The sequence below is a fragment of the Bacteroidia bacterium genome, from assembly GCA_019695265.1.
GTDB lineage: Bacteria > Bacteroidota > Bacteroidia > JAIBAJ01 > JAIBAJ01 > JAIBAJ01.
The window spans coordinates 1-25,775 of the sequence record JAIBAJ010000010.1 but is presented as its reverse complement, the minus strand read 5'-3'; the positions used below and the strand labels follow the sequence as shown (position 1 = coordinate 25,775).

Annotated in this window: 26 protein-coding genes; 14 read left to right on the top strand and 12 right to left on the bottom strand. The window is 42.7% G+C overall.

Going from position 1 to position 25,775, the window contains the following annotated elements:
• The first annotated feature begins 75 nt into the window (after nt 1-75).
• Nucleotides 76-2,232 carry an FAD-binding protein gene (locus tag K1X82_03175; protein MBX7181091.1) on the top strand — a complete coding sequence of 719 codons (2,157 nt, stop codon included), beginning with the start codon at nt 76-78 and terminating at the stop codon, nt 2,230-2,232.
• 77 nt (nt 2,233-2,309) lie between these two features.
• Here the strand turns inward: K1X82_03175 and rplT are convergent, their stop codons facing one another.
• From rplT to thrS, 4 genes are all read right to left on the bottom strand, one after another.
• Nucleotides 2,310-2,654 (bottom strand): 50S ribosomal protein L20, encoded by a 345-nt coding sequence (gene rplT, locus K1X82_03170; protein ID MBX7181090.1) that lies wholly within the window; start codon nt 2,652-2,654, stop codon nt 2,310-2,312.
• 110 nt (nt 2,655-2,764) lie between these two features.
• Nucleotides 2,765-2,965 carry a 50S ribosomal protein L35 gene (rpmI, locus tag K1X82_03165; GenBank protein MBX7181089.1) on the bottom strand — a complete coding sequence of 67 codons (201 nt, stop codon included), beginning with the start codon at nt 2,963-2,965 and terminating at the stop codon, nt 2,765-2,767.
• Nucleotides 2,966-2,991: 26 nt separating this feature from the next.
• Nucleotides 2,992-3,597 carry a translation initiation factor IF-3 gene (gene infC / locus K1X82_03160; protein ID MBX7181088.1) on the bottom strand — a complete coding sequence of 202 codons (606 nt, stop codon included), beginning with the start codon at nt 3,595-3,597 and terminating at the stop codon, nt 2,992-2,994.
• Between the two features lie 10 nt (nt 3,598-3,607).
• A complete protein-coding gene (gene thrS, locus K1X82_03155; GenBank protein ID MBX7181087.1) occupies nt 3,608-5,545 on the bottom strand; it encodes a threonine--tRNA ligase in 1,938 nt (645 codons plus the stop codon).
• A 385-nt stretch (nt 5,546-5,930) separates the two neighbouring features.
• Between thrS and K1X82_03150 the strand changes: the two genes are divergently transcribed.
• The 10 genes from K1X82_03150 to K1X82_03105 all read left to right on the top strand — a co-directional run bounded on the left by K1X82_03150 (nt 5,931) and on the right by K1X82_03105 (nt 16,014).
• Complete coding sequence (locus K1X82_03150) at nt 5,931-6,887, top strand: outer membrane beta-barrel protein (GenBank protein MBX7181086.1); 957 nt, start codon at nt 5,931-5,933, stop codon at nt 6,885-6,887.
• 686 nt (nt 6,888-7,573) lie between these two features.
• Nucleotides 7,574-8,809, top strand: a complete 1,236-nt coding sequence (locus tag K1X82_03145; protein ID MBX7181085.1) for a T9SS type A sorting domain-containing protein — start codon at nt 7,574-7,576, stop codon at nt 8,807-8,809.
• A complete protein-coding gene (locus K1X82_03140) occupies nt 8,810-10,045 on the top strand; it encodes an outer membrane protein transport protein (GenBank protein MBX7181084.1) in 1,236 nt (411 codons plus the stop codon).
• A gap of 10 nt (nt 10,046-10,055) precedes the next feature.
• Complete coding sequence (locus K1X82_03135; protein MBX7181083.1) at nt 10,056-11,426, top strand: hypothetical protein; 1,371 nt, start codon at nt 10,056-10,058, stop codon at nt 11,424-11,426.
• Nucleotides 11,427-11,443: 17 nt separating this feature from the next.
• Nucleotides 11,444-12,403, top strand: coding sequence for a fatty acid desaturase family protein (locus K1X82_03130; protein ID MBX7181082.1), 960 nt, complete (start codon nt 11,444-11,446; stop codon nt 12,401-12,403).
• 1 nt (nt 12,404) lies between these two features.
• Nucleotides 12,405-13,136: a DUF2807 domain-containing protein gene (locus K1X82_03125; GenBank protein ID MBX7181081.1), complete on the top strand. Its 732-nt coding sequence runs from the start codon at nt 12,405-12,407 to the stop codon at nt 13,134-13,136.
• Nucleotides 13,137-13,173: 37 nt separating this feature from the next.
• Complete coding sequence (locus K1X82_03120; GenBank protein MBX7181080.1) at nt 13,174-13,602, top strand: hypothetical protein; 429 nt, start codon at nt 13,174-13,176, stop codon at nt 13,600-13,602.
• Nucleotides 13,602-14,621 carry a hypothetical protein gene (locus tag K1X82_03115; GenBank protein ID MBX7181079.1) on the top strand — a complete coding sequence of 340 codons (1,020 nt, stop codon included), beginning with the start codon at nt 13,602-13,604 and terminating at the stop codon, nt 14,619-14,621. Before K1X82_03120 ends, K1X82_03115 begins: the two co-directional genes overlap by 1 nt.
• A complete protein-coding gene (locus tag K1X82_03110) occupies nt 14,618-15,331 on the top strand; it encodes a glycosyltransferase family 2 protein (GenBank protein MBX7181078.1) in 714 nt (237 codons plus the stop codon). Before K1X82_03115 ends, K1X82_03110 begins: the two co-directional genes overlap by 4 nt.
• A 2-nt stretch (nt 15,332-15,333) precedes the next feature.
• On the top strand, nt 15,334-16,014 hold the full coding sequence (locus K1X82_03105) for a glycosyltransferase (GenBank protein ID MBX7181077.1): 681 nt from the start codon (nt 15,334-15,336) through the stop codon (nt 16,012-16,014).
• On the opposite strand, the gene K1X82_03100 is transcribed toward K1X82_03105, so the two are convergent.
• From K1X82_03100 to K1X82_03080, 5 genes are all read right to left on the bottom strand, one after another.
• Nucleotides 16,007-16,189 (bottom strand): twin-arginine translocase TatA/TatE family subunit, encoded by a 183-nt coding sequence (locus tag K1X82_03100; protein ID MBX7181076.1) that lies wholly within the window; start codon nt 16,187-16,189, stop codon nt 16,007-16,009. The two genes, K1X82_03105 and K1X82_03100, sit on opposite strands and share 8 nt — an antisense overlap.
• Nucleotides 16,190-16,716: 527 nt before the next feature.
• A complete protein-coding gene (locus tag K1X82_03095) occupies nt 16,717-18,198 on the bottom strand; it encodes an NAD(P)/FAD-dependent oxidoreductase (protein MBX7181075.1) in 1,482 nt (493 codons plus the stop codon).
• Between the two features lie 15 nt (nt 18,199-18,213).
• Nucleotides 18,214-18,720: a hypothetical protein gene (locus K1X82_03090; protein ID MBX7181074.1), complete on the bottom strand. Its 507-nt coding sequence runs from the start codon at nt 18,718-18,720 to the stop codon at nt 18,214-18,216.
• A 5-nt stretch (nt 18,721-18,725) separates the two neighbouring features.
• Nucleotides 18,726-19,583 (bottom strand): SDR family NAD(P)-dependent oxidoreductase, encoded by an 858-nt coding sequence (locus tag K1X82_03085; protein MBX7181073.1) that lies wholly within the window; start codon nt 19,581-19,583, stop codon nt 18,726-18,728.
• Between the two features lie 184 nt (nt 19,584-19,767).
• On the bottom strand, nt 19,768-20,130 hold the full coding sequence (locus K1X82_03080; protein MBX7181072.1) for a septal ring lytic transglycosylase RlpA family protein: 363 nt from the start codon (nt 20,128-20,130) through the stop codon (nt 19,768-19,770).
• A gap of 131 nt (nt 20,131-20,261) precedes the next feature.
• Here K1X82_03080 and K1X82_03075 point away from each other — a divergent pair, with 131 nt between their 5' ends.
• Nucleotides 20,262-20,945, top strand: coding sequence for a response regulator transcription factor (locus tag K1X82_03075; protein ID MBX7181071.1), 684 nt, complete (start codon nt 20,262-20,264; stop codon nt 20,943-20,945).
• 187 nt (nt 20,946-21,132) lie between these two features.
• On the opposite strand, the gene K1X82_03070 is transcribed toward K1X82_03075, so the two are convergent.
• Genes K1X82_03070 through K1X82_03060 form a run of 3 tightly spaced genes read right to left on the bottom strand, consistent with a single transcriptional unit; the run spans nt 21,133 to nt 23,179 of the window.
• Nucleotides 21,133-21,708, bottom strand: a complete 576-nt coding sequence (locus K1X82_03070) for a UbiX family flavin prenyltransferase (protein MBX7181070.1) — start codon at nt 21,706-21,708, stop codon at nt 21,133-21,135.
• 25 nt (nt 21,709-21,733) lie between these two features.
• Nucleotides 21,734-22,015 (bottom strand): hypothetical protein, encoded by a 282-nt coding sequence (locus tag K1X82_03065; GenBank protein ID MBX7181069.1) that lies wholly within the window; start codon nt 22,013-22,015, stop codon nt 21,734-21,736.
• 3 nt (nt 22,016-22,018) lie between these two features.
• Nucleotides 22,019-23,179, bottom strand: a complete 1,161-nt coding sequence (locus K1X82_03060; GenBank protein MBX7181068.1) for a collagen-like protein — start codon at nt 23,177-23,179, stop codon at nt 22,019-22,021.
• Nucleotides 23,180-23,528: 349 nt separating this feature from the next.
• On the opposite strand from K1X82_03060, the gene bcp reads away from it, so the two are divergent.
• Together bcp and recA are read left to right on the top strand one after the other, a co-directional pair.
• Complete coding sequence (gene bcp / locus K1X82_03055) at nt 23,529-23,993, top strand: thioredoxin-dependent thiol peroxidase (protein MBX7181067.1); 465 nt, start codon at nt 23,529-23,531, stop codon at nt 23,991-23,993.
• Nucleotides 23,994-24,097: 104 nt separating this feature from the next.
• Entirely contained in the window at nt 24,098-25,117 is a 1,020-nt protein-coding gene (gene recA / locus K1X82_03050; GenBank protein MBX7181066.1) for a recombinase RecA, read from the top strand.
• Nucleotides 25,118-25,775 lie beyond the last annotated feature (658 nt).

Sequence of the window (25,775 nt, the reverse complement as noted above, 5' to 3'; positions counted from 1 at the left end):
GGCATTTATTGAATTAATTCAAGTGTTTATTTTCTTCCCCTCCCCTACTTTTGGCCTCTCTATTTCGGTATCAACATGGCTAATCAGGTAAAACCAATCACTTTCGATCAAGACCTTGCAGGGTTTTTCAATGAAACTATATATCAACCGGATTTAGAAATAAAAAAAGCCATTGCATCCGGCTCCCTGCCATGGGAAAAGCTCCCTGATTTTGAGCAAGTGGCAGAACTTGAAAATCCGGGATACCAACCTGTTGAAAACGGATATTGCCAAAAGTCCGACGGCAGTATTAAAATAGCGGTTCTAACACCTATGCCCGGAGTAGAGCCCGAAATGTGGGATTGGTGGTTTGGCTGGCACGGTTCACAGGACCAACGTTACCGACTTTGGCATCCCGGGGCCCATGTTTCAGCGCGCTGGTCCGATGGGAAAACCGATTCCTGTTACATTGGACGCACTTCCATCATTCGTGAATATATCGGAGAAGAATTGTCGGATGCTGCCATACAGTTCAAATCTCCCCTTGATTTTGGGTTTTCCAAAGCCTCCATTTCAGAAAAAAACAAGCAGGTTTTTATTTGTGCCCGACTAGGTTTGGTAGATGCCCCTATTGATTTTGGATATTTAGTACACCAGATTCGCCAAACAGAAAACGGTTCCGAAATGCGTTCCAGATTCTGGATTGGGGCAGCATACCTTGGATTAAGAAATGGAGGCAAAATTCCTGAATTGGCCAAATTCATCGGTTCTAAATTAAAGCCTCTTCCCAAAAATTTTGCTCAAAACCTTTTATTGCATTGCGGTGAAGAGATGGGACATTTGGCCGGCTTTCTTCCTGAATTATACCAAACCCACCAAACCGAAAGCTTGGCTTTGGCAGGTAAAGTTACCCAAGCCGGAGAACCTGGCTTTGATACCCTGGTAAAAAGCACCCTTTTTAACAAATGGGACCATGGCATTCGACCCTCCATGGTGATAGAACCCCAAACCATCGAAGACGTAATTGCTGTGCTGAAATACGCCAAAGGAGTTGGGAAAAAGGTCAGCATTTCATCGGGTGGACATAGCTTTAGTGCAAACTTCATACGCGACAATGGTATTTTGCTTCTGATGAAAAACTTCAACCAATTTGAAGTGAACAAAGAGGCCATGCTTGCCAAAGCGGGTCCGGGAGTAGGAGGAAGTGTGTTGCTAAAAGCCTTGGTAAATCAAAATCTCTTTTTTCCGGCGGGGCATTGCAAAGGCGTTTGCATCGGTGGCTATTTATTGCAAGGCGGTTATGGATGGAACGGCCGAAAAATGGGAATTGCGTGTCAACACATTGCAGCCATGGATATTGTGACAGCAAGTGGCGAACTGGTGCATGCCAGTGAAAAGGAAAATGCCGATTTGTTTTGGGCGGCAAGGGGTTCGGGTCCGGGCTTTTTTGGAGTAGTGGTTGCATTTTATCTGAAGCTATTTCCTCTGCCAGCCTATCGTGGAGTTATGATACAGAATTTCCGAATGGCCCATTTGGAAGAAGTGTATCGTTGGGCTCATGAAGTTGGGCCATCCATTCCAAAGGCCGTTGAATTTCAAATTCTAATGAACCGAAATATGAATGGCTTCCTGGGGCCGGGAATGGAGGCTTTTGCTCCCATTTTCGCAGATAGCAGAGACGAGTTTGAAGAGGCTCAGCGGTTTATGAAAGAAAGTCCGATTCGAAAAAAAGCCTTGTTTTCCTTACCCACCTTTAATCCCGGAATGGAACTTTTTTACCGCGCTGTTATGAGCCATTACCCGGAAGACCACCATTGGGGAGTAGATAATATGTGGACCCATGCCGGTATAGAAGAACTATTGCCCCATATCAAAAACATCGCCCACCACCTACCGGCCTCTCCTTCACATTTTTTGTGGTTAAACTGGCAAGCCGATCAAATACCGACCAATATGGCCCACAGCAAAGAAGACAAGCTGTATTTAGCTTTGTACAGTTGTTGGAAAAACCCGGAAGATACTGCCAAATATGGGAAATGGGCCTTTGAAACCATGAAATCGATGGAACATCTATCAACGGGTATTCAGCTTGCTGATGAAGGATTGCACAAACGAACCTTTTCATTCATGTCGGACCATCATTTGGAACAAGTTCAGCGCATTAGAGAAAAGTGGGATCCGAATTCTTTGTTTTATGAATGGCATTCCAAACCCAAGGTAAAACGTATGCAGGAAGTTTTGGAACCGGCTTAAACCTAAATTCATCAAAGTAGTAGAAACAAAAAGGCCGGACTGGAAAATTCCAATCCGGCCTTTCAAATTGAGCTTTATTATTTTACAGACTCAACAATTGCTTTGAATGCTTCCGGGTTATTCATAGCTAAATCGGCCAACACCTTACGGTTTAGCTCGATACCTTTAGCGTGAATTTTTCCCATGAATTCGCTGTAGCTCATACCGAACTCGCGAACACCGGCATTAATACGTTGAATCCAAAGACCGCGGAAATTGCGTTTTTTGGTTTTGCGGTCACGGTAAGCGTAACCTAGACCTTTCTCCAAGGTATTCTTGGCAACGGTCCATACATTTTTTCTACCGCCCCAATTACCTTTGGTTTGTTTTAGAACTTTTTTTCTTTTTGCCCTGGAGGCTACTGCGTTGACTGAACGTGGCATTTTTTGTTTTACTGATTTTGGTGACTGGCGACCCTACTATATTGGGATTCTTTTGGCCTGCCCCCTGGTTAAACTTTTGATTTGTTAAATTGTTTACCGGATAAAAAGGTTTACTTTCCTACTGCTAATAGCATTTTCACTCTTCCTTCGTCGCTTGAAGAAACGATAGCAAATTTACCCAAATTGCGTTTTTGCTTGGTTTCCTTTTTGGTCAGGATGTGATTTTTGAAAGCATGCTTCCTTTTGATTTTGCCGGTTCCGGTGAACGAAAAGCGTTTTTTCGCACTGGAATTGGTCTTCATTTTTGGCATTGTTTATTTGTATTTATGTTGATAGTTTACTTTTTCTTTGGTGCAATCATGATCTGCATTTTCTTGCCTTCCATGAGGGGTAATTGCTCAACTTTTCCAACGTTTTCTAATTCGTTGGCAAATTTTAGCAATAGCACTTCCCCTTGCTCTTTGTACACGATTGACCTTCCTTTAAAGAACACATAGGCTTTCACCTTAGATCCTTCTTCGAGGAATTTCATGGCATGTTTCAATTTAAAATTAAAATCATGCTCATCCGTTTGCGGTCCGAAACGTATTTCCTTCACCACCACTTTGGAGGCTTTGGCTTTTAGTTCCTTTTGTTTCTTTTTTTGCTCGTAAAGAAACTTGCCATAATCTACCAACCTGCAAACCGGAGGTACAGCGTTTGGAGAAATCTCCACTAAATCAACACCAAGCTCCTCGGCAATGGCAATCGCTTTGGAAATTGGATAAACTCCCTGTTCGAAGTTTTCGCCAACTACCCTTACCTCGGTTACGTTGTTAATCTGGCGGTTAATCCGGTGATTTTCATGTTCATCGGATTGCTTTCTCTTTCCAAATCTTCCAACCGGAAGTGGCCTTGGTCCTCCTTGCGGAGCAGGCTTGTTTGGAGTAAATCTTGGTTCTATAGTGCTAAATTTATTGGTTAAACGACTTCTTTACTTCCTCATTGAAAAAGGCAACAAAATCATCTTTTGTTAACATCCCTTTGTCTCCATCACCTTGAATCCGAACTGAAACACCTCCTGATTCAACTTCCTTTTCTCCAACAATTAACATCATTGGAACCTTAGATAATTCAGCGTCTCGGATCTTTTTCCCGATTTTTTCGTTCCTTTCGTCAACGAGGGTGCGAATATCGGAATTATTTAAATACTGTTGAAAACTTTTTGCATAGTCGTTGTATTTATCTGAAATAGGCAGTATTACCGCCTGTTCCGGAGTTAACCACAACGGAAATTTACCTGCACAATGCTCAATAAGTACAGCTACAAAACGCTCAAGTGACCCAAAAGGAGCGCGGTGAATCATAACCGGACGGTGCTTTTGGTTATCACTTCCCATATATTCCAATTCAAAACGTTCGGGCAGATTATAATCCACTTGAATGGTTCCTAATTGCCACTTTCTTCCAATGGCATCCTTTACCATAAAATCAAGTTTTGGACCATAAAACGCTGCTTCTCCATATTCCACCACCGTTGGTAAACCCTTTTCTTTTGCCGTTTCAACAATAGCGGTTTCGGCACGTTCCCAGTTTTCGTCTGTACCAATGTACTTCTCCCGATTCTCCTGATCCCTCAACGATACCTGTGCCACGTAATCCGTAAAGCCCAACGATTTAAAAACAAACAATACCAAGTCTATCACCTTGGCAAATTCTTCCTTTACCTGATCGGGACGGCAAAACAAATGTGCATCGTCCTGGGTAAATCCCCGAACCCGAGTTAATCCATGCAACTCCCCACTTTGCTCGTATCGATACACCGTTCCAAACTCGGCCAAACGCAATGGTAAATCACGGTAACTGCGTGGTTTGCTTTTGTAAATTTCACAGTGGTGCGGACAATTCATTGGTTTTAAGAAAAACTCCTCCCCTTCTTCCGGAGTGCGAATGGGCTGAAAACTATCCTTACCGTATTTTTCATAGTGCCCCGAAGTAATGTACAAATTCTTATTGGCAATATGCGGTGTAATAACCGGCAAATAACCCGATTGCAATTGTGCCTTCTTTAAAAACTGCTCCAATCGATCGCGCAAGGCCGCTCCTTTTGGCAGCCAAAGCGGCAATCCGGATCCCACCTTTTCAGAAAAATGAAACAACTCCAACTCTTTACCCAGTTTTCGGTGATCGCGCTTTTTGGCTTCTTCCAACATGGTTAGGTACTCTTTCAAGTCCTTCTCCTTGGTAAAAGTTATCGCGTAAACCCGGGTAAGTTGTTTGCTTTTTTCATCTCCCCTCCAATACGCTCCTGCAACATTTAATAGCTTGGCGGCCTTAATAAACGAAGTATCCGGAATATGAGGCCCTCTGCAAAGATCCGTAAAGTTGCCCTGGGTGTAAAAAGTGATTTTCCCATCTTCCAGGTCTTTCAATAAGTCTAATTTGTAGTTGTCTCCCTTTTCGGTAAAATAGGCAATAGCATCAGCCTTGCCCACCTCCTTACGCTGATAGGCATTCTTTTGACGGGCCAACTCCAACATCTTCTGTTCAATCTTTTCAAAATCATCCTGGGTTAAGGAATGCTCCGGAATTTCAATGTCGTAATAAAAACCATTTTCAATTGGCGGACCAATTCCAAATTTAGTTCCCGGATAAAAAGCCTCAATAGCTTCTGCCATCAAGTGGGCCGAACTATGCCATAAGGTATTCATTCCATCCTTGTCTCGGTCTGTCAGCAGGGTCACACTGCAATCTCCCGGCAATGGAAGCACAGCATCCACCACCGTACCATTCACTTTTGCAGCTAGTACATTTCTAGCTAATCCTTCTGAAATACTTTTGGCAACATCCAGAGCCGAAACTCCATTTTCGTATTCCCTTACGGAGCCATCAGGTAAAGTAACTTTTATCATGTGTAGTTTAGTTCGCTATTTCAAAAAATACGAGCTCTTTGAAATGCGGGCGCAAAGTTCGGATTTTTTCTCACACATCAAACAGCTTGTCATTACCCGAAAAATAAAAATGAAAACCGCCAAAAATTTTAGCCTTTTATTCCTTCATAAAAACCCTTGGCTCCCCACTATTATCACTTGATTTTTCCCGTTTCAATTATTCAACCTTATTGCTTTGCTTCTACACTACGGCCTTACTCCGGTTTAAGCCGGTATTGCTTCTTTATCGCATTCCTCTTGACCAGGCAAGGCAAGCCCGGAACTTTTTTTAAAATTACGGCAAACCGGGGCGGCCATACCAACATTCGTCTATTTTTGAAGCCTGTTTTACCAAAATTAGTATCCCATGCGTTACCTCGTATTGCTCTTCCTGTTGCCTTTAATAGGCTTTTCTCAAGAAAATTCACCTAAACCTAAATCACGCTGGTATATTAAAGCCGCGGTAGGCTACGGCACCAAAGGACTTCTGCCTCAAGAGTTTACCGTAAAATCCATTTCTCCTTCCAATACCAGTCTCAAAGTTACGGAGGGTAGCATTCAAGACATGACCAATAACATCGACTCCACCGGACAACGTTCCTTGGTTCATGATACCTATTCCAAAGGTTTCAACTACCTTTTAGCTTTCGGCGTAAAGCTTCCTTCCCGCATCGGACTCGAACTGGGCGTACTTTGGCTTCAAGGCGGAAAAATAAAGTCGCACTCTGTCATTGAAGGCAATACCTTGTTGGGTCCTTCCGCCGTAATGGACGTATCGACTTATTCCCGAGGACTGGCCATTTTACCTGCCGTTACCTACGACTTTCCGCTTGGAACCAACTGGTTTATCCAAGGCCGTTTTGGCTTGTCTATTCCGGTTGCAGGCGCCATTTACCACGATGTTGAATTAAACGGCCCTAACTCCTTTCTGGGAAATTCAACCGCTAAAATTACTTCCGAAACTAAACCTACTTTTTCCCTTGGAATTAATGGCGGACTAGGTTTACACAGACGCCTTGGTCAACATTTCGAAATCTTTGCCGGTATTACAGGTCAACACATGAGTTTGTTTGGCAAAAGCCTTCAAATCACCCGATACGATCTTACTATTAATGGCTTTACCATCAATCAACTCAACGATTTAACCGCTACTACCTACGATAACGAAATTAATTTTGTAACCGAACTGAATCAAAACAGCAATAACACAGAAATCAACAGCAATACCGATCTCTCCAAGCCCAAAGACGAATTGAGGGTTTCATCCCCATTTAGCAACATCGGATTTGGTATCGGTATGAATTTCTTGTTTGGAAAAAACTAAATCCACTGTATTAGTTTAGATGCGGGCCCCTTCCGCCCATACTGTTTCGTGCCAAATTAAACAGCATCTGCAAAGGGCGTTCAGGTCACGCTTTCGGCTGTAGTCCTCGTCCACCTAGGCTATCGCCGTAGGTGTACTGTGGGCTACTTGCCTCTATCGTTGCCCGAGGCGCAACCCCAAGCTGTAAGCCTTTTACCCCGGCAAATTGCATGGCTTTTCTTATGAAACCGGAAATTCCTTGCAGAAACCTAATAGATACCATGAATGGTTGGATTAGACAATACACTAATAGATCGCGCCTCGGGCAACGATAGAGGCAAGTAGCTCCAAGCCAACGCAGCGATTTAGCGGAGTGGGCTTGGACTACAGCCGAAAGCGTGACCCGAACGCCCATGCAAGTTGATTGGAGCTTAGCAAAAAGCTATTTGGGGCGGAGGGGGCCCGCATAAAAAGCATAAATAATAATAGTCGATTTCTCCAATTTAACTTCTTAGCCTCGTTTGGTTACATCCATTTATTAAAGATTTCCTATCGGTTTTAACCTAAATTCTATGGCGTCGAACCAGGTTTACAAACTTTGAACTTCCAAAAGCTTAACCTTTCCGAAATACAGGCTGTATTTTTTTAAGGAAAGCTTTACCTGTCTAAGATTTTTTCATAATATTGGGCTCCTTAAAAATCTGTAAATGAAAAAACTGTTTACCCTCGTATGTACCATTCTCCTTGGCACTCAAGCCTTTGCTCAGTGTGAAGGCGGTCGCTTTCAAAACAACCTCTTCCCCGGCTTTATGGATAGCGGTTTTCCCAGCTTGCCTGGCGCGGTAGTGTACGGCTCTGCCCCCAATTACCAAGGCACCACCGAATCCTTAGACATGTATGTTTTTGAACCGGAAGGAGATACCATGAGTCACCGCCCATTGGTTATTATGGCCTTTGGAGGTAGCTTTATTTCAGGGGTAAAAGAAAGTCCGGATATTCTTAAACTTTGCAATGCCTATGTAAAAAAAGGATATGTGGCTGTTTCCATTAAATACCGCATCGGAGCCGACCCAATCGACTCGGTAAACATGATGAAAGCCGTGTTGCGTGGTGTTCAGGACATGAAAGCCTGTGTTCGTTATTTTTATAAAGATGCCGCAACTTCTAATTCCTACCGAATCGATACCAACAATATTTTTGTAGGAGGAGTATCGGCAGGAGCTTTTGTAGGTATTCATACTGCTTACATGGATAAAATAAGTGAACTTCAGCCTTGGATTCAATCTGAAGCTGTTGCCCTTGGTGGAATTGAAGGAAACAGCGGTAATCCCGGTTACTCTTCCAAAGTAAAAGGCGTTGTAAATCTTTGTGGTGCCATTGGCGATACCACCTGGATGGAACCCGGAAATGCTGCCATCGTTAGTATGCATGGCACCGATGACGGAACGGTTCCTTATGGTTCAGATACCATCTATGTTTCCGGTGTTAAAATTTTAGAAGTGGATGGAAGTGCATCTTTAGATATTCGTGCCGGAAATTTAGGCCTTACACATTCTTTCCATACCTGGCCGGGTGCAGACCACGTTCCTTTTGTAAACTATATCATCCCGGGTAGTGACGGAGCTAAATACATGGATTCTACCATCACCTTCACCACCGATTTCTTGTTTGAACAAGTTTGTGGAGAGGTGGGTATCCATGGTCCAAACAAAGAAAACACCATCCGTGCCTTCCCAAATCCATCTAACAATACCATGGTGTTAGAAACCGGATTCATTGGCTTTACCGCTGAGGTTTATGATTTAACCGGTAAAAAAATCAAAACCCTTGCTGCTTCCGGAAGTCGCATGGTTCTAAATAAAGAAGACTTAGGAGCAGGTTTGTATTTAGTGAAAATCAGCTCAGATAAAAATACCATCACCAAACGAATTATTTTCGAATAAATGAAAATCGGAAACTATTTGCCGGGACTGCTTTTAGTGGCAGTTCCGGCTTTTTTGTATGCAGGAGGCTTTCAGGTTGGATTGCAAGGTGCCAGACAAAATGGTATGGCTCAAACCGGAACCGCATTAACTCAAGATGCCTCCAGCTTGTTCTTTAACCCGGGCGCGGTTAATTTCCTCGATAGCAGCTCTCACGTCAATGTCGGTGCCAGCTTAGTTTTTGCTACCGTCGACTTTGTTAGCCAAGACCGGTTTTATACCGCTCGCAATGAAAGCAAATTGGGCACTCCCCTCTTCTTTTATATGTCGCACCGATTCAAAAAACACCCAAAACTCAGCATCGGCATTTCCATCAACAATCCTTTTGGTTCAAGTTTAAAATATGCAGATGATTGGCGGGGACAATATGCCATTCGGGAAATTTCGCTGAAAACGTTTTCATTTCAACCCACCGTTGCTTATAAAATTACCGACCAACTGGGTGTTGGTGCAGGGTTATGCATCTATTCCGGGAATATTTACCTACGCAGAGCTATCCCAACAACCGATACTTTGGGTAATCCGGGTCAAGCTTTGTTAACCGGAATTTCTACCTCGGTTGGATTTAATCTGGGAGTGCTATATAAACTAAATGAGAAATTTCAATTGGGTTTAAACTACCGTTCCAACGCGCTACTAAACCTAAACAATGGAAAAGCAGAGTTTGATGTTCCAACTGCCTTGGCCGATTCGTTTCCTTCAACCGGCTTTAAATCGTCCATTAACCTTCCTTTTTGTTTGAGCCTAGGTGCAGCTTTCAAACCAAACAAACAATTAACCCTGGCCCTGGATGTGAATTACACCGGATGGTCCAGCTACGATACCCTGAAATTTGATTATGAAACCAATTCAGAACCATTGCAAGACACCAAACTAACCAAGGCTTACAAAAATGCATTTTGCTTCAGATTAGGTGCAGAATACCGGGTGGTGGAACGATTGACCTTGCGAGCCGGTGGCTATTTTGATATGAGTCCTGTTCAGTCGGACTACTTAACCCCCGAAACCCCGGATGCGAATCGCTGGGGAGTAACCGGTGGACTATCCTACCAAGCTGCCAAAACATTGGGCTTGGATGTAGCTGTGGTTTACACCGCCTCCGGAAAACGCTACGGTGGTAGCCCCGAAACCGGTTTTTATGGTACCTATAAATCCTCTGCCCTCATTCCAAGTTTTGGATTGCATATCCTATTTTGATTGTTAAAACATGAAAAGACTATTTTTTGCTTCCCTGGCAATCGTCGGATTTACCTCCTGCCAAAAGGAATTTGAAAAAGCAACACCTTCGGCCGGAACGGCTAATTTCTCATCCTATGTAGCCTATGGCGGTAGCATGGCCGCCGGATTTGCAGATGGAGCTTTGAGTAAAGAAGGTCAAGAAGCCTCCTACCCCAACCTACTGGCTCAACAGTTTAAATTGGCAGGTGGTTCAGACTTTTCTATTCCTTATTTGAAAGGCAGTCTCGGAGTATATCCCGATTACGATGCCATTAATAACAATTACAGCCGAACCCTTTCTATGTTGACCTTGCAGCGCTTTACCGACTGCGAAGGAAACCTGGTAATGCTTCCAAAACGACTAGCACTAAGCGGTGACAACGAACTAGATCTAAACGATAACAGCCAGAAAATTGCCAACCCTAGCTCTCCTTATCAGCATTGGGGAATTCCGGCATTTAAAATGACCGACTTGCTGGCCCCATCATACGGAGAATTATCAAGCTATACCAACAATTCTCCGTTTAGTCCATTCTTTTGGAGAATGGTGCAAAACTCCTTCTTCACCAATGTGCTTTTCGAATCACTTAAAGCCCAACCCACCTTTTATACCATCGATTTAGGAACCAGCGATGTGCTTAGTTATGCTACAGAAGGCGGAAATGGAAAAGTAACCGACAAAATTTCCAGCTTAAATGATTTTACCTACTCCTTAAATGCACTGGTTGATTCATTAACAGCCAGAGGCGCTTTGGGGGTTATGGCCAACATTCCGGATATTACTGTTTTCCCTTACATCACCCGAATTAAATACGATGATTTGGAATTAACTGAGCAAAGTCGGGTTGATGCCTTAAATTCTCAATATTCCGGAACCGGTATGATATTTAAGTTAGGTAAAAACCCATTTGTTATAAAAGATGGAAACACCGCCCGATTTATTACCGCTGAGGAACACGTTACCCTAAAAACCCCGGTTGATTCGCTGAAATGTGCTGGCTGGGGGGCTGAAAAACCGCTCAACAAAGAATACATCTTAACCCCGGAAGAACTCAACAACATCCGAACCGCCACCGAACAATTTAATTCCGTTTTACTGGCCAAGGCCGAAGAAAAAGGAATTCCGGTGGTTGACATCAAAAAACTGTTTGAAACCATTTTCAATCACACCTATTATGATGGTATCGAATTCAGCGGAGAGTTGGTTTCCGGAGCTTTCTTTTCCCTCGATGGTTTACATCCCTCTAAGCGGGGACAGGCCATTGTTGCCAATGAATTTATTCGTGTTATCAACGAATCTTACAAAGCTAATATTCCATCCATAAGCGTTGGTGCAACACAAGGCATTAAATTTCCATAATTCCAGTTTTAAACCCTATGAATGTATCGAAGGAATTTACAAAAGAGGAAATGACCGGCTTAATGGAAAGGTCTACCCTCAAAGCCGCCGGGGAAGTTGCCTTTACCTGGGGCGTAATTTTAGCAGCAATGGGAATAGCAATCGTTTGGACTAATCCATTTACCATTGCTCTTGCCTGGCTAATTGTTGGAGCGCGTCAGTTGGCCCTGGCCATCTTAATGCACGACCTCTCCCATTATTCCATGTTTAAAAGCAAACGATCCAATCAATTGGTTGGACAATGGCTTTGTGCCTATCCGATGCTGTTAGACCTGGAAAAATACAGGGCATACCACCTGCGTCACCACAGCCACACCGGAAGTGATAAAGATCCGGATTTGTACCTGGTGAATATGTACCCAACTACCGAAAAAAGTTTGATCAGGAAATTTGGAAGGGATTTAATTGGCATTACCGGGGTAAAATCCTACATTGGACTAGCTATGATGAACATGGGTTTACTGGAATATGAACTGGGGGGGGCAGTAGTTAAATTGCATCCGGGTACCACCAAATCAGAACAAATTCTTTCTTTAATTAAAGCATGGACAGGTCCATTTCTCGTAAATACCGTTTTGTTTATTGGCTTTTATCTTCTTGGAAAACCCTGGCTGTTCCCGCTGGTATGGCTTTGGCCTTTGCTTACTTCTTCCATGTTTTTTTTACGAATCAGAAGCATAGCCGAACATGGTGTTACCCCCGACCGCACTAATCCATTACAAAATACCCGAACAACCATTGCCAGTTGGTATCAAAAATTACTCTTTGCCCCCCACAATGTTCATTACCATTTGGAACACCATTTACTCATGACTGTTCCTTCCTATAATCTGCCGGCCATGCATGAATTAATGAAAAAAAAGGGTCTTTTAAAAGACGCACTGGTTGAAGAAAGTTATTGGAAGGTAATGAAACAAGCCATGTCAAAAGCAACTTAAAATGAAAGCAAAAAAACTAGTTCCCTTTTCAATCCTGGTCCTTCTAATCGGTCTTTCCTTAGTTTCCTGCGAAAAGCAAGGCTTGAAAGGCTGCATCACAGGCGACAACGATAGTATTAGCAAAAACCCCAGCTTCGAAAGCTTTTCAGGTATTGAAGTGGATGCCGATGTAGTAGTTTTTGTTAAACAAGGAAGCACTCAATCCATTCGAATTGTTGGTCAGTCAAAACATTTGGAAAACCTAAAAACCGAAGTTTCCGGCGGAGCTTTAAGATTGTATTCTGATCGCTGCTTTTCAGAAGAAGGTTCATTGCCCCGAGTTTATGTAACCATTCCTGAAATTACCCGACTGGATGTAACCGGAAGCGGACGAATTTTTACTGATCGCTTAATTTGCGACATTTTAGAAGTTAAACTTGGTGGTGCCGGTACTTTACAAGTATCAACTGATGCCAATAAACTTATTACCACCTTGAACGGGTCAGGAAATATATCCCTGGATGGCAGCAGCAATTCGCACACGATTTACCTCGGCGGCAGCGGCCAAATCAATGGTTTCCCTATGGCAAGCAACGATGCCCGGATTGATTTGAAAGGATACGGCAACATCGAACTAACCGCCATCAAACGCCTTCACACCAAAATTTCAGGCAGCGGAACAGTGAAATACAAAGGCTCTCCCATTTTAGAAACAGAAATTTCAGGAATTGGAAAGTTGATTCATGTAGATTAGGTTTTTATATTTACTTTTGCGCCCCCATTTTGAGGCAATGGAAAAGACATACAAATTAGCAACGAACATAGTATCAGAACGTTTTGAAGATGAAGCAATTATTATCAATTTAATTGCAGGAAATTATTATAGTTTGCGTGGCCTTTCCTTCTATGCCTGGTCTTGTCTGGAAGCCGGAATGCCAAGTGAAATGATTCAAAAAGAATTACACAACTTGTACCCCTCCGAAAATGGAAACCTGGATAAAAGTTATTCCGAATTCATTTCCAGGTTGGAAAAAGAAAACCTGATAAAAGCAACTGAAAGTACTGCCACAGATTTTGCCCCGGTTTCAACGAATGGACTTCCAAAAGAATTCCAACCTCTTACAATAGAAATGTTTACCGATATGCAGGATTTGCTTTTATTAGATCCTATCCATGAGGTAGAAGAAGAAAAAGGCTGGCCTTTTCGCAAAGAAAGTTAATGCCTATTCACGCTTTTGTGGAGGAATGCTTCAACCTCTGCCGTAGCCATTCCGGAAATGAAGCAAGTGCCCGGTTTAAAATTGGTCCATTTGTTTTGAGCCATTCGGGAATTGGTCAATCTTCACTGCCTTTTTTTCATCTTGCTCTTGCTCATCTCCAAATACAATCCGAGCAACTACCCGACTTTATTGTTTACACCATCGATGCCGAAGAAAGTGGAATCTTTCTTCCAAAACCCTGCTGGGATTGGAAAGAAGTGGATGGCTTTGGCGTCATAAAATCTTTTCTTTCAGCAGGTTATTACGCCGATTACCAGTTTGAATCTGACACCTTTACCCTGGTCGACCCGGATGGAAAACGAGCATTACAATGGAGCAAATCCGTTACAAAATTACCCGAATGGGAACGCAGCTTTCCTTTTCGAAAAATCTTGTATCATTTTACCAAAAACACCTCCTGTGTAATGCTACATGCCGGGGCGGTTGGAACCGAAACCGGCGGAATATTATTGGCAGGGGCCGGGGGCTCCGGAAAATCAAGTTCCACCTTAGCTTGCATCGGCTCCGGATTAAAATATGCAGGCGACGACTTTATTCTTTTAGATGTAGAAACCCGCCTTGTTTACAGCTTATACAATGTAGCTAAACTAGACGAAAACGGATTGAGAAATTTCCCTTTTCTGGAATCCTATTTATTCAACAAAGAAAAAATGCCGGAACAAAAAGGACAAGTATTTTTGTGGCAACATTTCCCGGACGAACTCGTGCTTAACTTTCCGTTAATAAAAATTGTTTTACCTAAGTTTTCCGGCAATTTGAATACCTTGGTTCAAAAAGCCAACAGCGCTGATTCTTTGCGTGCACTTGCCCCATCAACCATGGCTCTCCTAAAGGCCGAACCTTTTTATTTCGCTAAACTAGCTGAAATGGTTCGTTTATGGCCCTGTTATCACCTCCAAACCGGTACCGACCTAACCCAAATTCCAAACCAACTAAAAATCCTGTTACAAACCCAATGAAAGGCCTAGTTAGTATTATTATTCCATGCTACAATTCTTCCAGGTTTATTCACAACGCCCTGGCAAGCATTTTTAACCAAACCTATACCCACTTCGAAATCATTGCGGTAAACGACGAATCTACCGACAATACCGAAGAACTACTCCAAGGTTATGGCGACAAAATACGCTATGTAAACCGTAAAAACGGTGGTCCTTCAGCTGCTAAAAATACCGGCCTCGCATTGGCACAAGGTGAATTTATTACCTTTTTAGACCATGACGATACCTTTACACCCAATAAACTGGAAATTCAGGTTAAAGCATTACAAGAAAACCCCTCCGCCCTGGCAACCGTAGGTAAATCGCACTACCATTTTAGCGAAGGCGCAAACCCCGACTTAGTCATTTTCCCCGACGAAAGCCACCAGGTTCATGGTTACTACTTAGGAAGTATGCTGTTTAGAAAAGAAGTTTTTGAAAAATACGGTCTTTTTGATGAAAATCTGGTGTATGCCGAAGATGTAGATATAGTGAACCGACTCCGAGAAAGCGGTGAAAAAATCATTATTCTAAACGAGGTTACTTTGAATTACCACATGCACTCTACCAATTTAACCAAGAACCGCTTAGATACCGCTCAAGGCATTATTAAGGCTTTAAAAGTTTCATTGGACCGACGCAGAAACAACGGCGAAATTAAACCACACACCCAATTGAAGGACCTTTAATAATGAAGGAAATCAGCTTTATTTTGCCATGCTACAATGCAGGTAAATACCTGGAAGAATGTTTGTCTTCCATGTTAAGCCAATCCTACCACTGCCATGAGTTTATTGCCATTAACGATGGCTCTACCGATCATACCGTTGAAATCCTAAAAAACCACCCTGAAATTAAAATCCTAAACCAAACCAATCAGGGTGTTTCGGCTGCTCTAAATGCCGGAATTGATGCCGCCACCGGAACTTACATTGCCTTTAATGATGCCGACGATTGTTGGGAAACTAACAAAATAGCCTTGCAAGTTCAGGCTTTGGAACAAAATCCGGATTGGGAAGCTGTTTTTTGCCGGATACAAAACTTTATCAGTCCTGAACTAAACGAAGTCGAAAAATCAAAAATCCTTTGTCCTCCCGAACCCTTGATTGGACTAATGAAATGCTGCATGCTTATAAAACGCGAAGCATTTGAAAAATATGGAAAGTTTAATGAAAACTACCGAACCGGCGACTTTGTGGAATGGTTTTCCAGGGCTCAGGACCAAGGCATTCGTTACGGACATATCGAACCCATACTTGTAAGGCGCAGGCTACACGTCACCAATTTAAGTGCATCGCCTACCTTGGGCAAAGATTTTGCGAAAATTTTGAAAATGCGCTTAGATGCTAAGCGTAATCAAGGGTCTATTTAGACTCTCCGTTGGTTTTGGTCTCTCCTTTGGAAGCGTCTTTAAACTCTTTCATACCCTGACCAAGACCTCTCATTAGTTCCGGAATTTTCTTTCCACCGAATAATAAAACCACAATAGCAATAATGAGGATGATTTCGGTAGTTCCAAGCATTCCTAGTAAAATTGAAGCGAACATGACAATTATTTCGGCAAAGATAGGGATTACTTTTTATACCAAAAGTACGATTTTCTACTTTTTTAAGTCTGGGCGGGTCATACAGCAAAGATGCAAGGTATTCCGGATCCGGTTTTGGTTCTTCAAAGCTTGTTTTTGAGTTTTGCCCTTCCATTTTTTTATTCGTTGGCGGGCCCCCTTCAGCCCGGAGGCCTTTTAGCCGGGAACAAGCATGTATGCAAGGGCTTTCGGGTCACGCTATCGTCTGTAGTCCCGGCAGCCAACGCTCAGAAGCCATTGCTTTGCCGGGAGCTACTTGCCTCTATCGTTGCCCGATGTGCAACCCCAAACGACCGACATACTTACCAAACGTTTTAGTTGCACCCCGGGTAGGGATAGCAGTGGAAAGCCCACAGACGGCCGTGGCGCTAGCCCGGGCGGCGAGGACTTGGAACGAATAGCCCGGCGTTTTTTGCCTTTGATTCAGTCTGAAAATTCAAAATAAACCCGGTAGGCAAAAAAGGACCCGCCCAATAATAAAAATAAAACTACATCGATTTTCCTTTAATCAGGTAATTCTCCACGTCCATTACCCGGGTTTCGCGCCGATACGCAACCGTAAGTTTAGGCCACAAAGTGGTATTTCGACCGGCCGAATTCACATACCAACTTTTACAACCCGACGACCATACCGTATTCTTCAACTCATCCTGCAAGCGCTGATTGTAACGCTCCTGAACCTGAGGATTAAGATCATAATACTTGCCTTTTTTCAAGGTTTTGGAATGACCCAAATAATCGAGGATATAGTTCAACTGACTCTCCATCATGTGAACCACCGAGGTATGCCCCAAGCCGGTATTTGGGCCCAGCAAAAGCAGCAAATTCGGAAAACCCGAAACCGTAATTCCTTTGTAGGCTTCGGCACCCTTTTCCTTCCATTCCATCAATAAATTTCGTCCATTAAGTCCTATAAATTGGTATTCAAGGGCAACATCATCCACATCGGCTGCAACAAATCCTGTACTAAAAATTATGGCATCCACCTCCACCTTTTCGCCCGACTGAGTAAGGATTCCCTCCGGTATCAATTCAGCAATAGCGTCGCATTGGAGCGAAACATGCGGAAGGTTAAAGGTCGGAAAATAATCATCGGAGAGCAAAATGCGTTTACAGCCAATGGTATATTCGGGAGTAAGCTTTTTGGCAATTTCGGGGTCTTTCACGGTTTTTTGAATATGCCTTTTTGCAGCCCAGGCAGCGATTTTATTCATGATTTTATTGCCAACGAATTGCATACCAAAAAATTCGTTTAACCAATAATAGAACTCGCGGTAGAGTATTCTAAAACCCGGAATTGCTTTAAACAAACCTTGCTCCAATGAGGTAAAATTCCGGTCGTGTCGAGGCATAACCCAGGCCGGAGTACGCTGAAAAACAAACAATTGACTAACCACCGGTGCGATGTTGGGCACAATTTGAATGGCACTGGCACCGGTTCCAATTACGGCTACTCGTTTTCCTGCCAAATCATAGCTGTGATCCCATTCGGCAGAGTGAAAAATTTTACCTTTAAACAATTCTTGTCCTTTCCATTTGGGGCGATTGGGACGGTTTAAAGGACCCGTTGCCGACAGCAGGAATTGAACCCGGCAGGTGAATCCATTTTGGTCTTTGATCTCCCACACACCCTCCTTTTCATCGAAAATGGCCGATTTAACTTCCGAATTAAACCGGATTTTTTCAGTAATTCCATTTCGTTGTGCGGTGTTTCGCAGGTAATCTAAAATTTCTGCCTGACCTGAATAACTCCTGCTCCACTCCGAATTGGGTTCAAAAGAAAAGGAGTACAAATGCGAAGGAACATCACAGGCACAACCCGGATAAGTGTTGTCGCGCCAGGTACCACCAAGTTCAGAAGCCCTTTCAAACACTATAAAATTATCATTTCCAAGGCGATGTAGCTGAATTGCCGCACCGAGTCCGCCAAAACCTGCACCAATTATTCCAACCTGATAGTCAATATTCATAACACATTCATTTTATTAAGGGTACAAAAATGCTTCATTTCCCTGAGCCATAGCTTTGATATTGCGCATCACATTACCCATATAGGCTTTCCAAAAAAAATGGGCAAACATCAGAGCCGGGAGATACAAAAGAGGGGAATTAAAACAGAGCGTATAGGTGTAAACGATAGAAACAGCGTTGGAAGATTCAGATTTCACCTCCCACTCTCCAACAAAATGGGTAAAAAACAAGAGCAGTCCTCCGGGATTCCAAACCTTAATTTTCCAATACTTATTTTCTTTGCGCTCCAACACCTGGTCGTGCAATACCATTTCTGCAGAAGCGGCAATAGACTTTGCAAAAACAATTTCTTTGGTTTCGCCCGGTTCTCCCCATTTTTCATCGTTAAAAACCCGGAGAGCTTTAGGCATAAACAGGAAGCCGGTATGAACTTTCAAAACATCGCAAAGCATAGGAGATTTAAAAGCCCGTTCGAGGGAACAATTAAACTGTTCTTGTATGTTGACTTTTACTTCCGGCATTGAACTTAAGATTTCGGAATACCGTGTTTATCATATATATCTCCAAAGCGCTTCTCCAGACCAAATTTAATCATTCCGATGTAGGCAGTGGGAAAAAGTCGAGTAATCCATTCAAACAATCGACCATCGGCACCAATGATCAGTCGGGCCTGTCCTTTTTCAGCAGCTTTTAATATGAGACCGGCAGCCTTTTCCGGAGAGGTTTTGGCTATTTCATCGAATCGGGAAATAGTTTCTTCCATCATTTTAGAAGTAAACACCTTTCCTCCCATTTTGCTGAACCGGGTAATATTGGTTTTTACTCCACCCGGATGCACGGTTGTTACTTTAATAGGCGTATCGTGAAGCTCCATCCGAAGAACATCACTAAAGCCTCTCACTCCAAATTTAGAAGTTGAATAGGCTGATTGATTGGCCACTCCGGCCAGTCCGAAAACACTGGAAAGATTGACTATTCTACCCTTTTGAGTTTTCAGCATATAGGGTAGAAAGGCCTTAGTCATGCGAATTACACCCCACAAGTTGATATTAAGCAACCATTCAAAATCGGACAAAGGCGTATCGATAAACCTTCCGGTAGCGAGAGCAACTCCGGCATTGTTAATCAGTACCAGGGTTTTACCGTTCAATAAAGGAATGGTTCGATCGGCAAAATCGGCAATAGCGGTGGCATCAGAAACATCCAGGATTTGAGTATGAAGGTGGGCATTGGGAAACCGTTGGGACAATTGTTGCAGCAACTCCGCACGAATATCCAGGGCAAAAACAGTTGCACCATTTTGCAAACACTGTTCGGTCATCGCTTTGCCCATACCGGAGGCTGCCCCGGTAATGATGAAAATGGAATTGGAATAAAAACTCATAAGGATGTAAAATTGGGGAAATTATAGCGCCATGAAAGTTAAATCCGGTTTAATTTTTAATCAGACTTCTAGCAAATTTAACCAAGGTTGATTAAGCAGAATTGGAGTTTATTGCCTAAATCGTTGTGGTATATTTAAGGCCAGGAAAGCAAAGGCAAAATTGGGCAAACCGGATAAAGGAGAGTTATTGCAAAACCTCCACTTCCACTTCGGCAATTCCGGCGGCAATCATACCCAATTGTTTGGCTGCACCCCAGCTTAGGTCAATAACCCGACTTTTAATATGGGGGCCACGGTCATTTATTTTTACAATAACCCAGTTGCAATTGGTTAAGTTAGTAACCCTAACCAAGGTTCCAAAGGGCAAGGTTTTATGTGCTGCTGTAAAGAGTGCTGAACTCAATTTTTCTCCACTTGAAGTGCGTCGGCCATCCCATTTTTTACTGTAGAAACTGGCTTTTCCCTTTTCAGGTTGTGGGGTAACTTCCTGGGAATATGAAGCTAAATAGCTAATTGTCAGGGCAATAAAAAGAAATAGCTTTTTCATTTTCTTTCTAAGAGCATGCAAGTTAGGGAATTAATCTCGGCTTTACCGTAAATTTACTTTCAAAAAATGTTAACTTAATCTTAATGCGAGGATTAAGGGAAGGCATTTACTTTTGAGAAAATAAAAATTACATGGCTGAAAACCACAAAATTTTATTAGTAGATGACGAACCGGATATTTTGGAATTTATTCGGTACAATTTGGCAAAAGAAGGGTTTAAGGTATTAACAGCCGGTACAGGCAAGGAAGCCATTGAAATAGCCAAAAGCGAAATACCGGATTTGGTGGTATTGGATGTAATGATGCCGGAAATGGATGGTATTGAGACCTGCAGAGAGTTGAGAGAAATTCCCAAATTACAAAATACCATTATTGCATTTTTAACAGCCAGGAACGAAGATTATAGTCAAATTGCCGGATTTGACAGTGGAGCTGACGACTACATTACCAAGCCTATAAAGCCCAGGGTATTGATCAGTAGAATTAAGGCTTTATTAAGAAGACGTTCAGGCATAGCCGACACTTCCGAAGCGGTAGTAGAAGTGCAGGGTTTGGTTATTGATCGCAGCCGTTACCTGGTTACCAAGGATGGCGAAGTTTTTAACCTACCCAAGAAAGAATTTGAGCTACTTGCCTTGTTGGCATCCAAACCTGGAAAAGTATTTACGAGAGATGAAATATTAGACCGTGTTTGGGGCGATTTAGTGGTTGTTGGAGATCGCACCATTGATGTTCACATCCGTAAACTACGCGAGAAGATTGGCGAAGATTCAATAAAAACCGTAAAGGGCGTTGGATATAAATTTGAATTCTAGCTTTTTTAGGACGCTAAACTATTTATATCTTTTATACCATTTTTATTAATAGAAGGCTGCTGTTTTAAAACATGTAGCCTTTTATACTTAGGTATAATTAATTCCGAGATTCCGTTTTAAGAGCAAAAGATGGAAAGCGGGCAACGGCTCTATACTAGCCCGAAAATGCAGTTAGGGTAAGCAGTGATTATTCCTGCCAGCGATAGGAAGAGTGTTGAAATCCGGCCAAATCCAAGGCACGATCTACCACGGTGGCAGCCAGCTCTTCAAAGGTTTGAGGTTTACTATAGAAAGAAGGAGAAGCCGGTACAATAATTCCACCAGCTTCGGTAACAGCCTTCATGTTGTTGATATGGATCAGAGAGTAAGGTGTTTCCCTGGGAATTAGGATTAACTTTCTTCTTTCTTTAAGGACCACATCTGCTGCACGGGTGATCAGGTCGGAAGAAACTCCATGTGCGATTCTGGCCAGGGTTCCCATGGAACAAGGGCATACAAACAGCACTTCATAACCGGCAGAACCACTGGCAAAAGGAGCATTAAAATCCATTTTGCCAAAGGTTTTAAAACCAAATTCTTCGTAGGGAGAATGACCTAATTCATGCAAAGCAACTTCGTGGGCATTATCGCTTAATACCAACCCAACCGAGTGGATTTGATCTTGCAAGGCCTTCAGTTTTTGTAATAGCACTTTCGCATAGATAGAACCACTGGCGCCGGTAATAGCCACCACCACTTTTTTACTACGCGTTGTTTGATTCATATAGAAATAAAAAAGGCAGCCTGTATTACTTAGGCTGCCTTAATGTAGTGTTTTTAACCGGAGTTCCGGGAATCAATTCTTCTTTTCTACGCACCGAATCTACTTTGGTAACGGTTGGCGTAGCATTACGTTTGGTGGAATTGATTTGAACTTCAGCAGAATTTATGGGTTGAGCTGCCGGAGCAACAGAAGTCGGATCGGCCTTTTGGGCTGATTGGTTATATCGTTTGGCCGCAGTATTGGTTTGGGCACCGGCAAGAGCCCAAAAACCGGTGAGGCAAACACTAAGCAGAATACCTTTCTTCATGAATTAGTTCAATAATAGAATGGTTAATTCTCCCGGGTTTACTTCCGTTGTAGAGTTACCTCCAATATTAACAGCGGAAGTTCCTGAATTGAAAGCCGTTCTTAATTCAATGGTATGAGTTCCGGCAGCAACGGAGAAAACCGTATTAATGGAAGAAGTTGCAAAACCATTGACAGCAGCTCCAGAAGGATTTAATACGCTAAACCTATTCCATCCCCCATCGGTAAGTGGGTTACCATCGAGATAAACAACCATATCAACTACGGAATAATCACCGGCAGTAGTAGATGCATTTAATCCACCAATTGAAGCAAAAACAGCTACCGTTGTAGTGGCGGTAACGTTAAAAGTTTGGGTTAAGCCCGGTTGAAGGGTTAAGGTGTTGGTATTAACAGAAGCACGACCTGCGGTGCAGTATAGGTGAAACCTGTTCAGGATTCCGGTGGCTCCTGTTGCACCGGTTGAACCGGTGGCTCCAGTTGGGCCGGTAACTCCAGTAGCTCCGGTAGCACCTGCTGTACCCGCTGTTCCGGTTGGACCGGTAACGCCATCTACCCCGGAAGGACCTGTTGGACCTGTTGCGCCTGAGCCAGAACCATTCAATACCACGGAATTACCATTGGAAATAGATAGGGTGTTTGTACCGGAGTTGTAGCTAAGTGTTTGGGCGTCGGTGCCGGTTGGTCCGGTAACACCATCAACGCCTGAAGGGCCGGTTGGTCCGGTTGGTCCGGCATTACCGCTTGGACCGGTTGCACCAACTGTACCGGCAGGTCCGGCAGCACCGGTTGGACCTTGTGGTCCGGTTGGACCGGCAGGACCGGCGGATCCGGCTGAACCATTAGGTCCGGTTGGACCTGTTGGGCCTGTAGCTCCGGAACTACCTGAAGAAGTACATAAAGAAGTCCAGCCATTTACAGGATCTTTAAAGTACCAAAAACAGTTGTCAGAAATATCATACACTAACAATCCGGTTGCAGGATTGTTAATAGCCAAACGCTGCAAAATGGTCAGACGTGGAACCAGCAATCCTTTATCGGTTGCTGAAACATCCAAAACAGAGGAAAGGTCCGGCGATGTTGTACCTATACCAACGTTATTTTGGGCAAAGCCAAAGTGGGCAAAGCCAATGGAAAGAACAAAAAGTAGTAGTTTTTTCTTCATTTATAAAGAGAGGTTTTTTTCCTTTTTTCCAGATAAATACTAAAAAAGTGGGCGAAACTAAGGAAATTCTTGGGAAACCACAAATATATCTGGCAAAGATTGTCGGGAAACCACAATTTAATCCTTAACTTGTTGGGAACGGTTTAATAATCGCACCATTGCTTGCTCATTTTCAAGAATAAAATTCAGTAAAATAACCCAATCGAAGCACAAGCAACAGAACCGTTGTTTCAGGTTGCAGGCGGGATAGACCATAGCTGTTGATTAGTTGGGAAAAACAAGTTTTGAACAGACTTGACAAGCGTTCAGAAAACCAGCATCTTTGCCAACTTACCAAAAACAAAACAACATGTCACATTTAAAAGAAGGAGATAAAGCGCCTGCCTTTACGGCAAAAGACCAAAATGGCAACACCGTTTCACTAAGCGATTTTGCGGGCAAAAAACTGATTTTGTATTTTTATCCAAAAGATGATACCCCGGGTTGCACTGCAGAAGCTTGCAATTTGCGAGATAATTATGAAGAGTTAATGAAGAAAGGATTTGCTATTTTAGGGGTTAGTGCCGATTCCGAAAAATCCCATTTAAAGTTTATTAAGAAATTCGACCTTCCTTTCCCGCTTTTGGCAGACACCGATCAGGCAGTTGCCAATGCCTATGGCACTTGGGGTTTAAAAAAATTTATGGGTAGAGAATACATGGGAATGCACCGCTACACCTTTGTAATTGGGGAAGACGGAGTGTTGTTGACAGTGTTCACCAAGGTTGAAACAAGCAACCATACTCAGCAAATTCTGGCAGCGGTTGAAAACTAAATATTTTTGCTGAAATTTCGATTTTAAATCTAGCTACTTTTGGAGAGTTCCAAGTTGAAAATTTGGCAAAATACAATCTTACTATTTAATTATTATCATTAAAAATGTCTACAGAAACAATCAAACCTAGTGCAGACAAGCTAAAAGCCTTAGCCAGTGCTTTAGATAAACTCGAGAAGTCCTATGGCAAAGGAACCATTATGAAATTAGGCGATACGGCTATCGAAGCCCTGGATGTTATTCCTTCCGGCTCCGTTTCCTTAGATATTGCTCTAGGTGTTGGAGGCTACCCAAAAGGAAGAATCATCGAAATTTATGGACCTGAAAGTTCCGGTAAAACAACCTTGGCCATTCATGCCATTGCAGAAAGTCAAAAGAAAGGTGGAATTGCCGCTATTATTGATGCTGAGCATGCTTTCGACCGCTTTTATGCCCAAAAACTTGGTGTTGATATTGAGAATTTATTAATTTCTCAGCCTGATAACGGAGAACAAGCCCTGGAAATCGCTGATAACCTGATTCGCTCAGGCGCCATTGATATTATTGTTATTGACTCTGTTGCGGCCTTAACTCCAAAAAGCGAAATTGAAGGGGAAATGGGTGAATCCAAAATGGGATTGCAAGCCCGATTGATGTCTCAGGCCCTGCGTAAATTAACTGCTAACATCAGCCGCACCAACTGTTGCTGCATCTTCATCAACCAATTAAGGGAAAAAATCGGAGTAATGTTTGGCAACCCGGAAACAACAACCGGCGGTAATGCCCTTAAATTCTACGCCTCCGTTCGTATCGATATTCGCCGTAGTACACAAATAAAAGATGGAGAAACCGCTACCGGTAACCGGGTAAAAGTGAAGGTGGTTAAAAACAAAGTTGCTCCACCATTCCGAACCGCAGAATTTGATGTCATCTTTGGTGAAGGTATCTCCAAAATCGGTGAAATCATCGACTTGGGTGTGGAACGCAACATCATTCAAAAGAGTGGCTCCTGGTTTAGTTATGAAGGTTCCAAAATTGGACAGGGAAGAGAAGCCGTTAAACAAATCCTAAGCGATAATCCGGAAATGGCAGATCAAATTGAAGCTAAACTTCGGATTGCTTTGGCTCAGGACACAGAAAAATAATTTCGGTAAGCTTCCAAAAAGAAAATAGATTTAAGTTAGTTGCTCTTTAGAAATTAAAACCTTCTCAATAGTTCAGGAACTTCTACCCTAACTTGGATTCTATTCTCTTTATGAAAAAGTCATTTCTTCATTTCAACGTTCCGACCTCCTGTTTTTGATACGTTTCTTCTTGAAACTTGAATCAAATGCAGGAGGTTTTTTCTTATTGGCAATCTTTGTCCGGTCCTGTATTTAATACCGAATGGACATTATGTTTAGCCTGAATTCCAAAAGAAGTTAAACTTCTAGAATAAAACAGCTAACTAATGGCTGGCCTTCCTTTGACAAAAGATATTTTTGATAGGAATAAGCTCTATAAAACGTAGAAATTCTGGTCAGGGAAATGACGTTTAGTTAAGATTTAGCTTTTTGAAATTCAAAGGAATTTCATTTATGTCATTTTTTTGGATGGATTGTTTGTTTTTATAGGAATTATTTATGTCACTTTTTGGCATTGCCCCAAAAAGTAACCATCCCGAAATTTCTTCGGGACTAGGCTCAGCAAACGTCCACCCGCTCTTGCTGTTCCCTGAAAAACTAAGCAATGGGTCAAAGATGGACGCTGACCCACTTATCCTTTCGCACATGTCCATCTTTTAAATCGGTCCTTCCGGAAAAT

Bases quoted from the DNA above. Each gene is read 5' to 3' on its own strand.
- K1X82_03175 (MBX7181091.1), top strand. From the start codon at position 76: ATGGCTAATCAGGTAAAACCAATCACTTTCGATCAAGACCTTGCAGGG.
- rplT (MBX7181090.1), bottom strand. From the start codon at position 2,654: ATGCCACGTTCAGTCAACGCAGTAGCCTCCAGGGCAAAAAGAAAAAAA.
- rpmI (MBX7181089.1), bottom strand. From the start codon at position 2,965: ATGCCAAAAATGAAGACCAATTCCAGTGCGAAAAAACGCTTTTCGTTC.
- thrS (MBX7181087.1), bottom strand. From the start codon at position 5,545: ATGATAAAAGTTACTTTACCTGATGGCTCCGTAAGGGAATACGAAAAT.
- K1X82_03150 (MBX7181086.1), top strand. From the start codon at position 5,931: ATGCGTTACCTCGTATTGCTCTTCCTGTTGCCTTTAATAGGCTTTTCT.
- K1X82_03145 (MBX7181085.1), top strand. From the start codon at position 7,574: ATGAAAAAACTGTTTACCCTCGTATGTACCATTCTCCTTGGCACTCAA.
- K1X82_03140 (MBX7181084.1), top strand. From the start codon at position 8,810: ATGAAAATCGGAAACTATTTGCCGGGACTGCTTTTAGTGGCAGTTCCG.
- K1X82_03135 (MBX7181083.1), top strand. From the start codon at position 10,056: ATGAAAAGACTATTTTTTGCTTCCCTGGCAATCGTCGGATTTACCTCC.
- K1X82_03130 (MBX7181082.1), top strand. From the start codon at position 11,444: ATGAATGTATCGAAGGAATTTACAAAAGAGGAAATGACCGGCTTAATG.
- K1X82_03125 (MBX7181081.1), top strand. From the start codon at position 12,405: ATGAAAGCAAAAAAACTAGTTCCCTTTTCAATCCTGGTCCTTCTAATC.
- K1X82_03120 (MBX7181080.1), top strand. From the start codon at position 13,174: ATGGAAAAGACATACAAATTAGCAACGAACATAGTATCAGAACGTTTT.
- K1X82_03115 (MBX7181079.1), top strand. From the start codon at position 13,602: ATGCCTATTCACGCTTTTGTGGAGGAATGCTTCAACCTCTGCCGTAGC.
- K1X82_03110 (MBX7181078.1), top strand. From the start codon at position 14,618: ATGAAAGGCCTAGTTAGTATTATTATTCCATGCTACAATTCTTCCAGG.
- K1X82_03105 (MBX7181077.1), top strand. From the start codon at position 15,334: ATGAAGGAAATCAGCTTTATTTTGCCATGCTACAATGCAGGTAAATAC.
- K1X82_03100 (MBX7181076.1), bottom strand. From the start codon at position 16,189: ATGTTCGCTTCAATTTTACTAGGAATGCTTGGAACTACCGAAATCATC.
- K1X82_03095 (MBX7181075.1), bottom strand. From the start codon at position 18,198: ATGAATATTGACTATCAGGTTGGAATAATTGGTGCAGGTTTTGGCGGA.
- K1X82_03090 (MBX7181074.1), bottom strand. From the start codon at position 18,720: ATGCCGGAAGTAAAAGTCAACATACAAGAACAGTTTAATTGTTCCCTC.
- K1X82_03085 (MBX7181073.1), bottom strand. From the start codon at position 19,583: ATGAGTTTTTATTCCAATTCCATTTTCATCATTACCGGGGCAGCCTCC.
- K1X82_03080 (MBX7181072.1), bottom strand. From the start codon at position 20,130: ATGAAAAAGCTATTTCTTTTTATTGCCCTGACAATTAGCTATTTAGCT.
- K1X82_03075 (MBX7181071.1), top strand. From the start codon at position 20,262: ATGGCTGAAAACCACAAAATTTTATTAGTAGATGACGAACCGGATATT.
- K1X82_03070 (MBX7181070.1), bottom strand. From the start codon at position 21,708: ATGAATCAAACAACGCGTAGTAAAAAAGTGGTGGTGGCTATTACCGGC.
- K1X82_03065 (MBX7181069.1), bottom strand. From the start codon at position 22,015: ATGAAGAAAGGTATTCTGCTTAGTGTTTGCCTCACCGGTTTTTGGGCT.
- K1X82_03060 (MBX7181068.1), bottom strand. From the start codon at position 23,179: ATGAAGAAAAAACTACTACTTTTTGTTCTTTCCATTGGCTTTGCCCAC.
- bcp (MBX7181067.1), top strand. From the start codon at position 23,529: ATGTCACATTTAAAAGAAGGAGATAAAGCGCCTGCCTTTACGGCAAAA.
- recA (MBX7181066.1), top strand. From the start codon at position 24,098: ATGTCTACAGAAACAATCAAACCTAGTGCAGACAAGCTAAAAGCCTTA.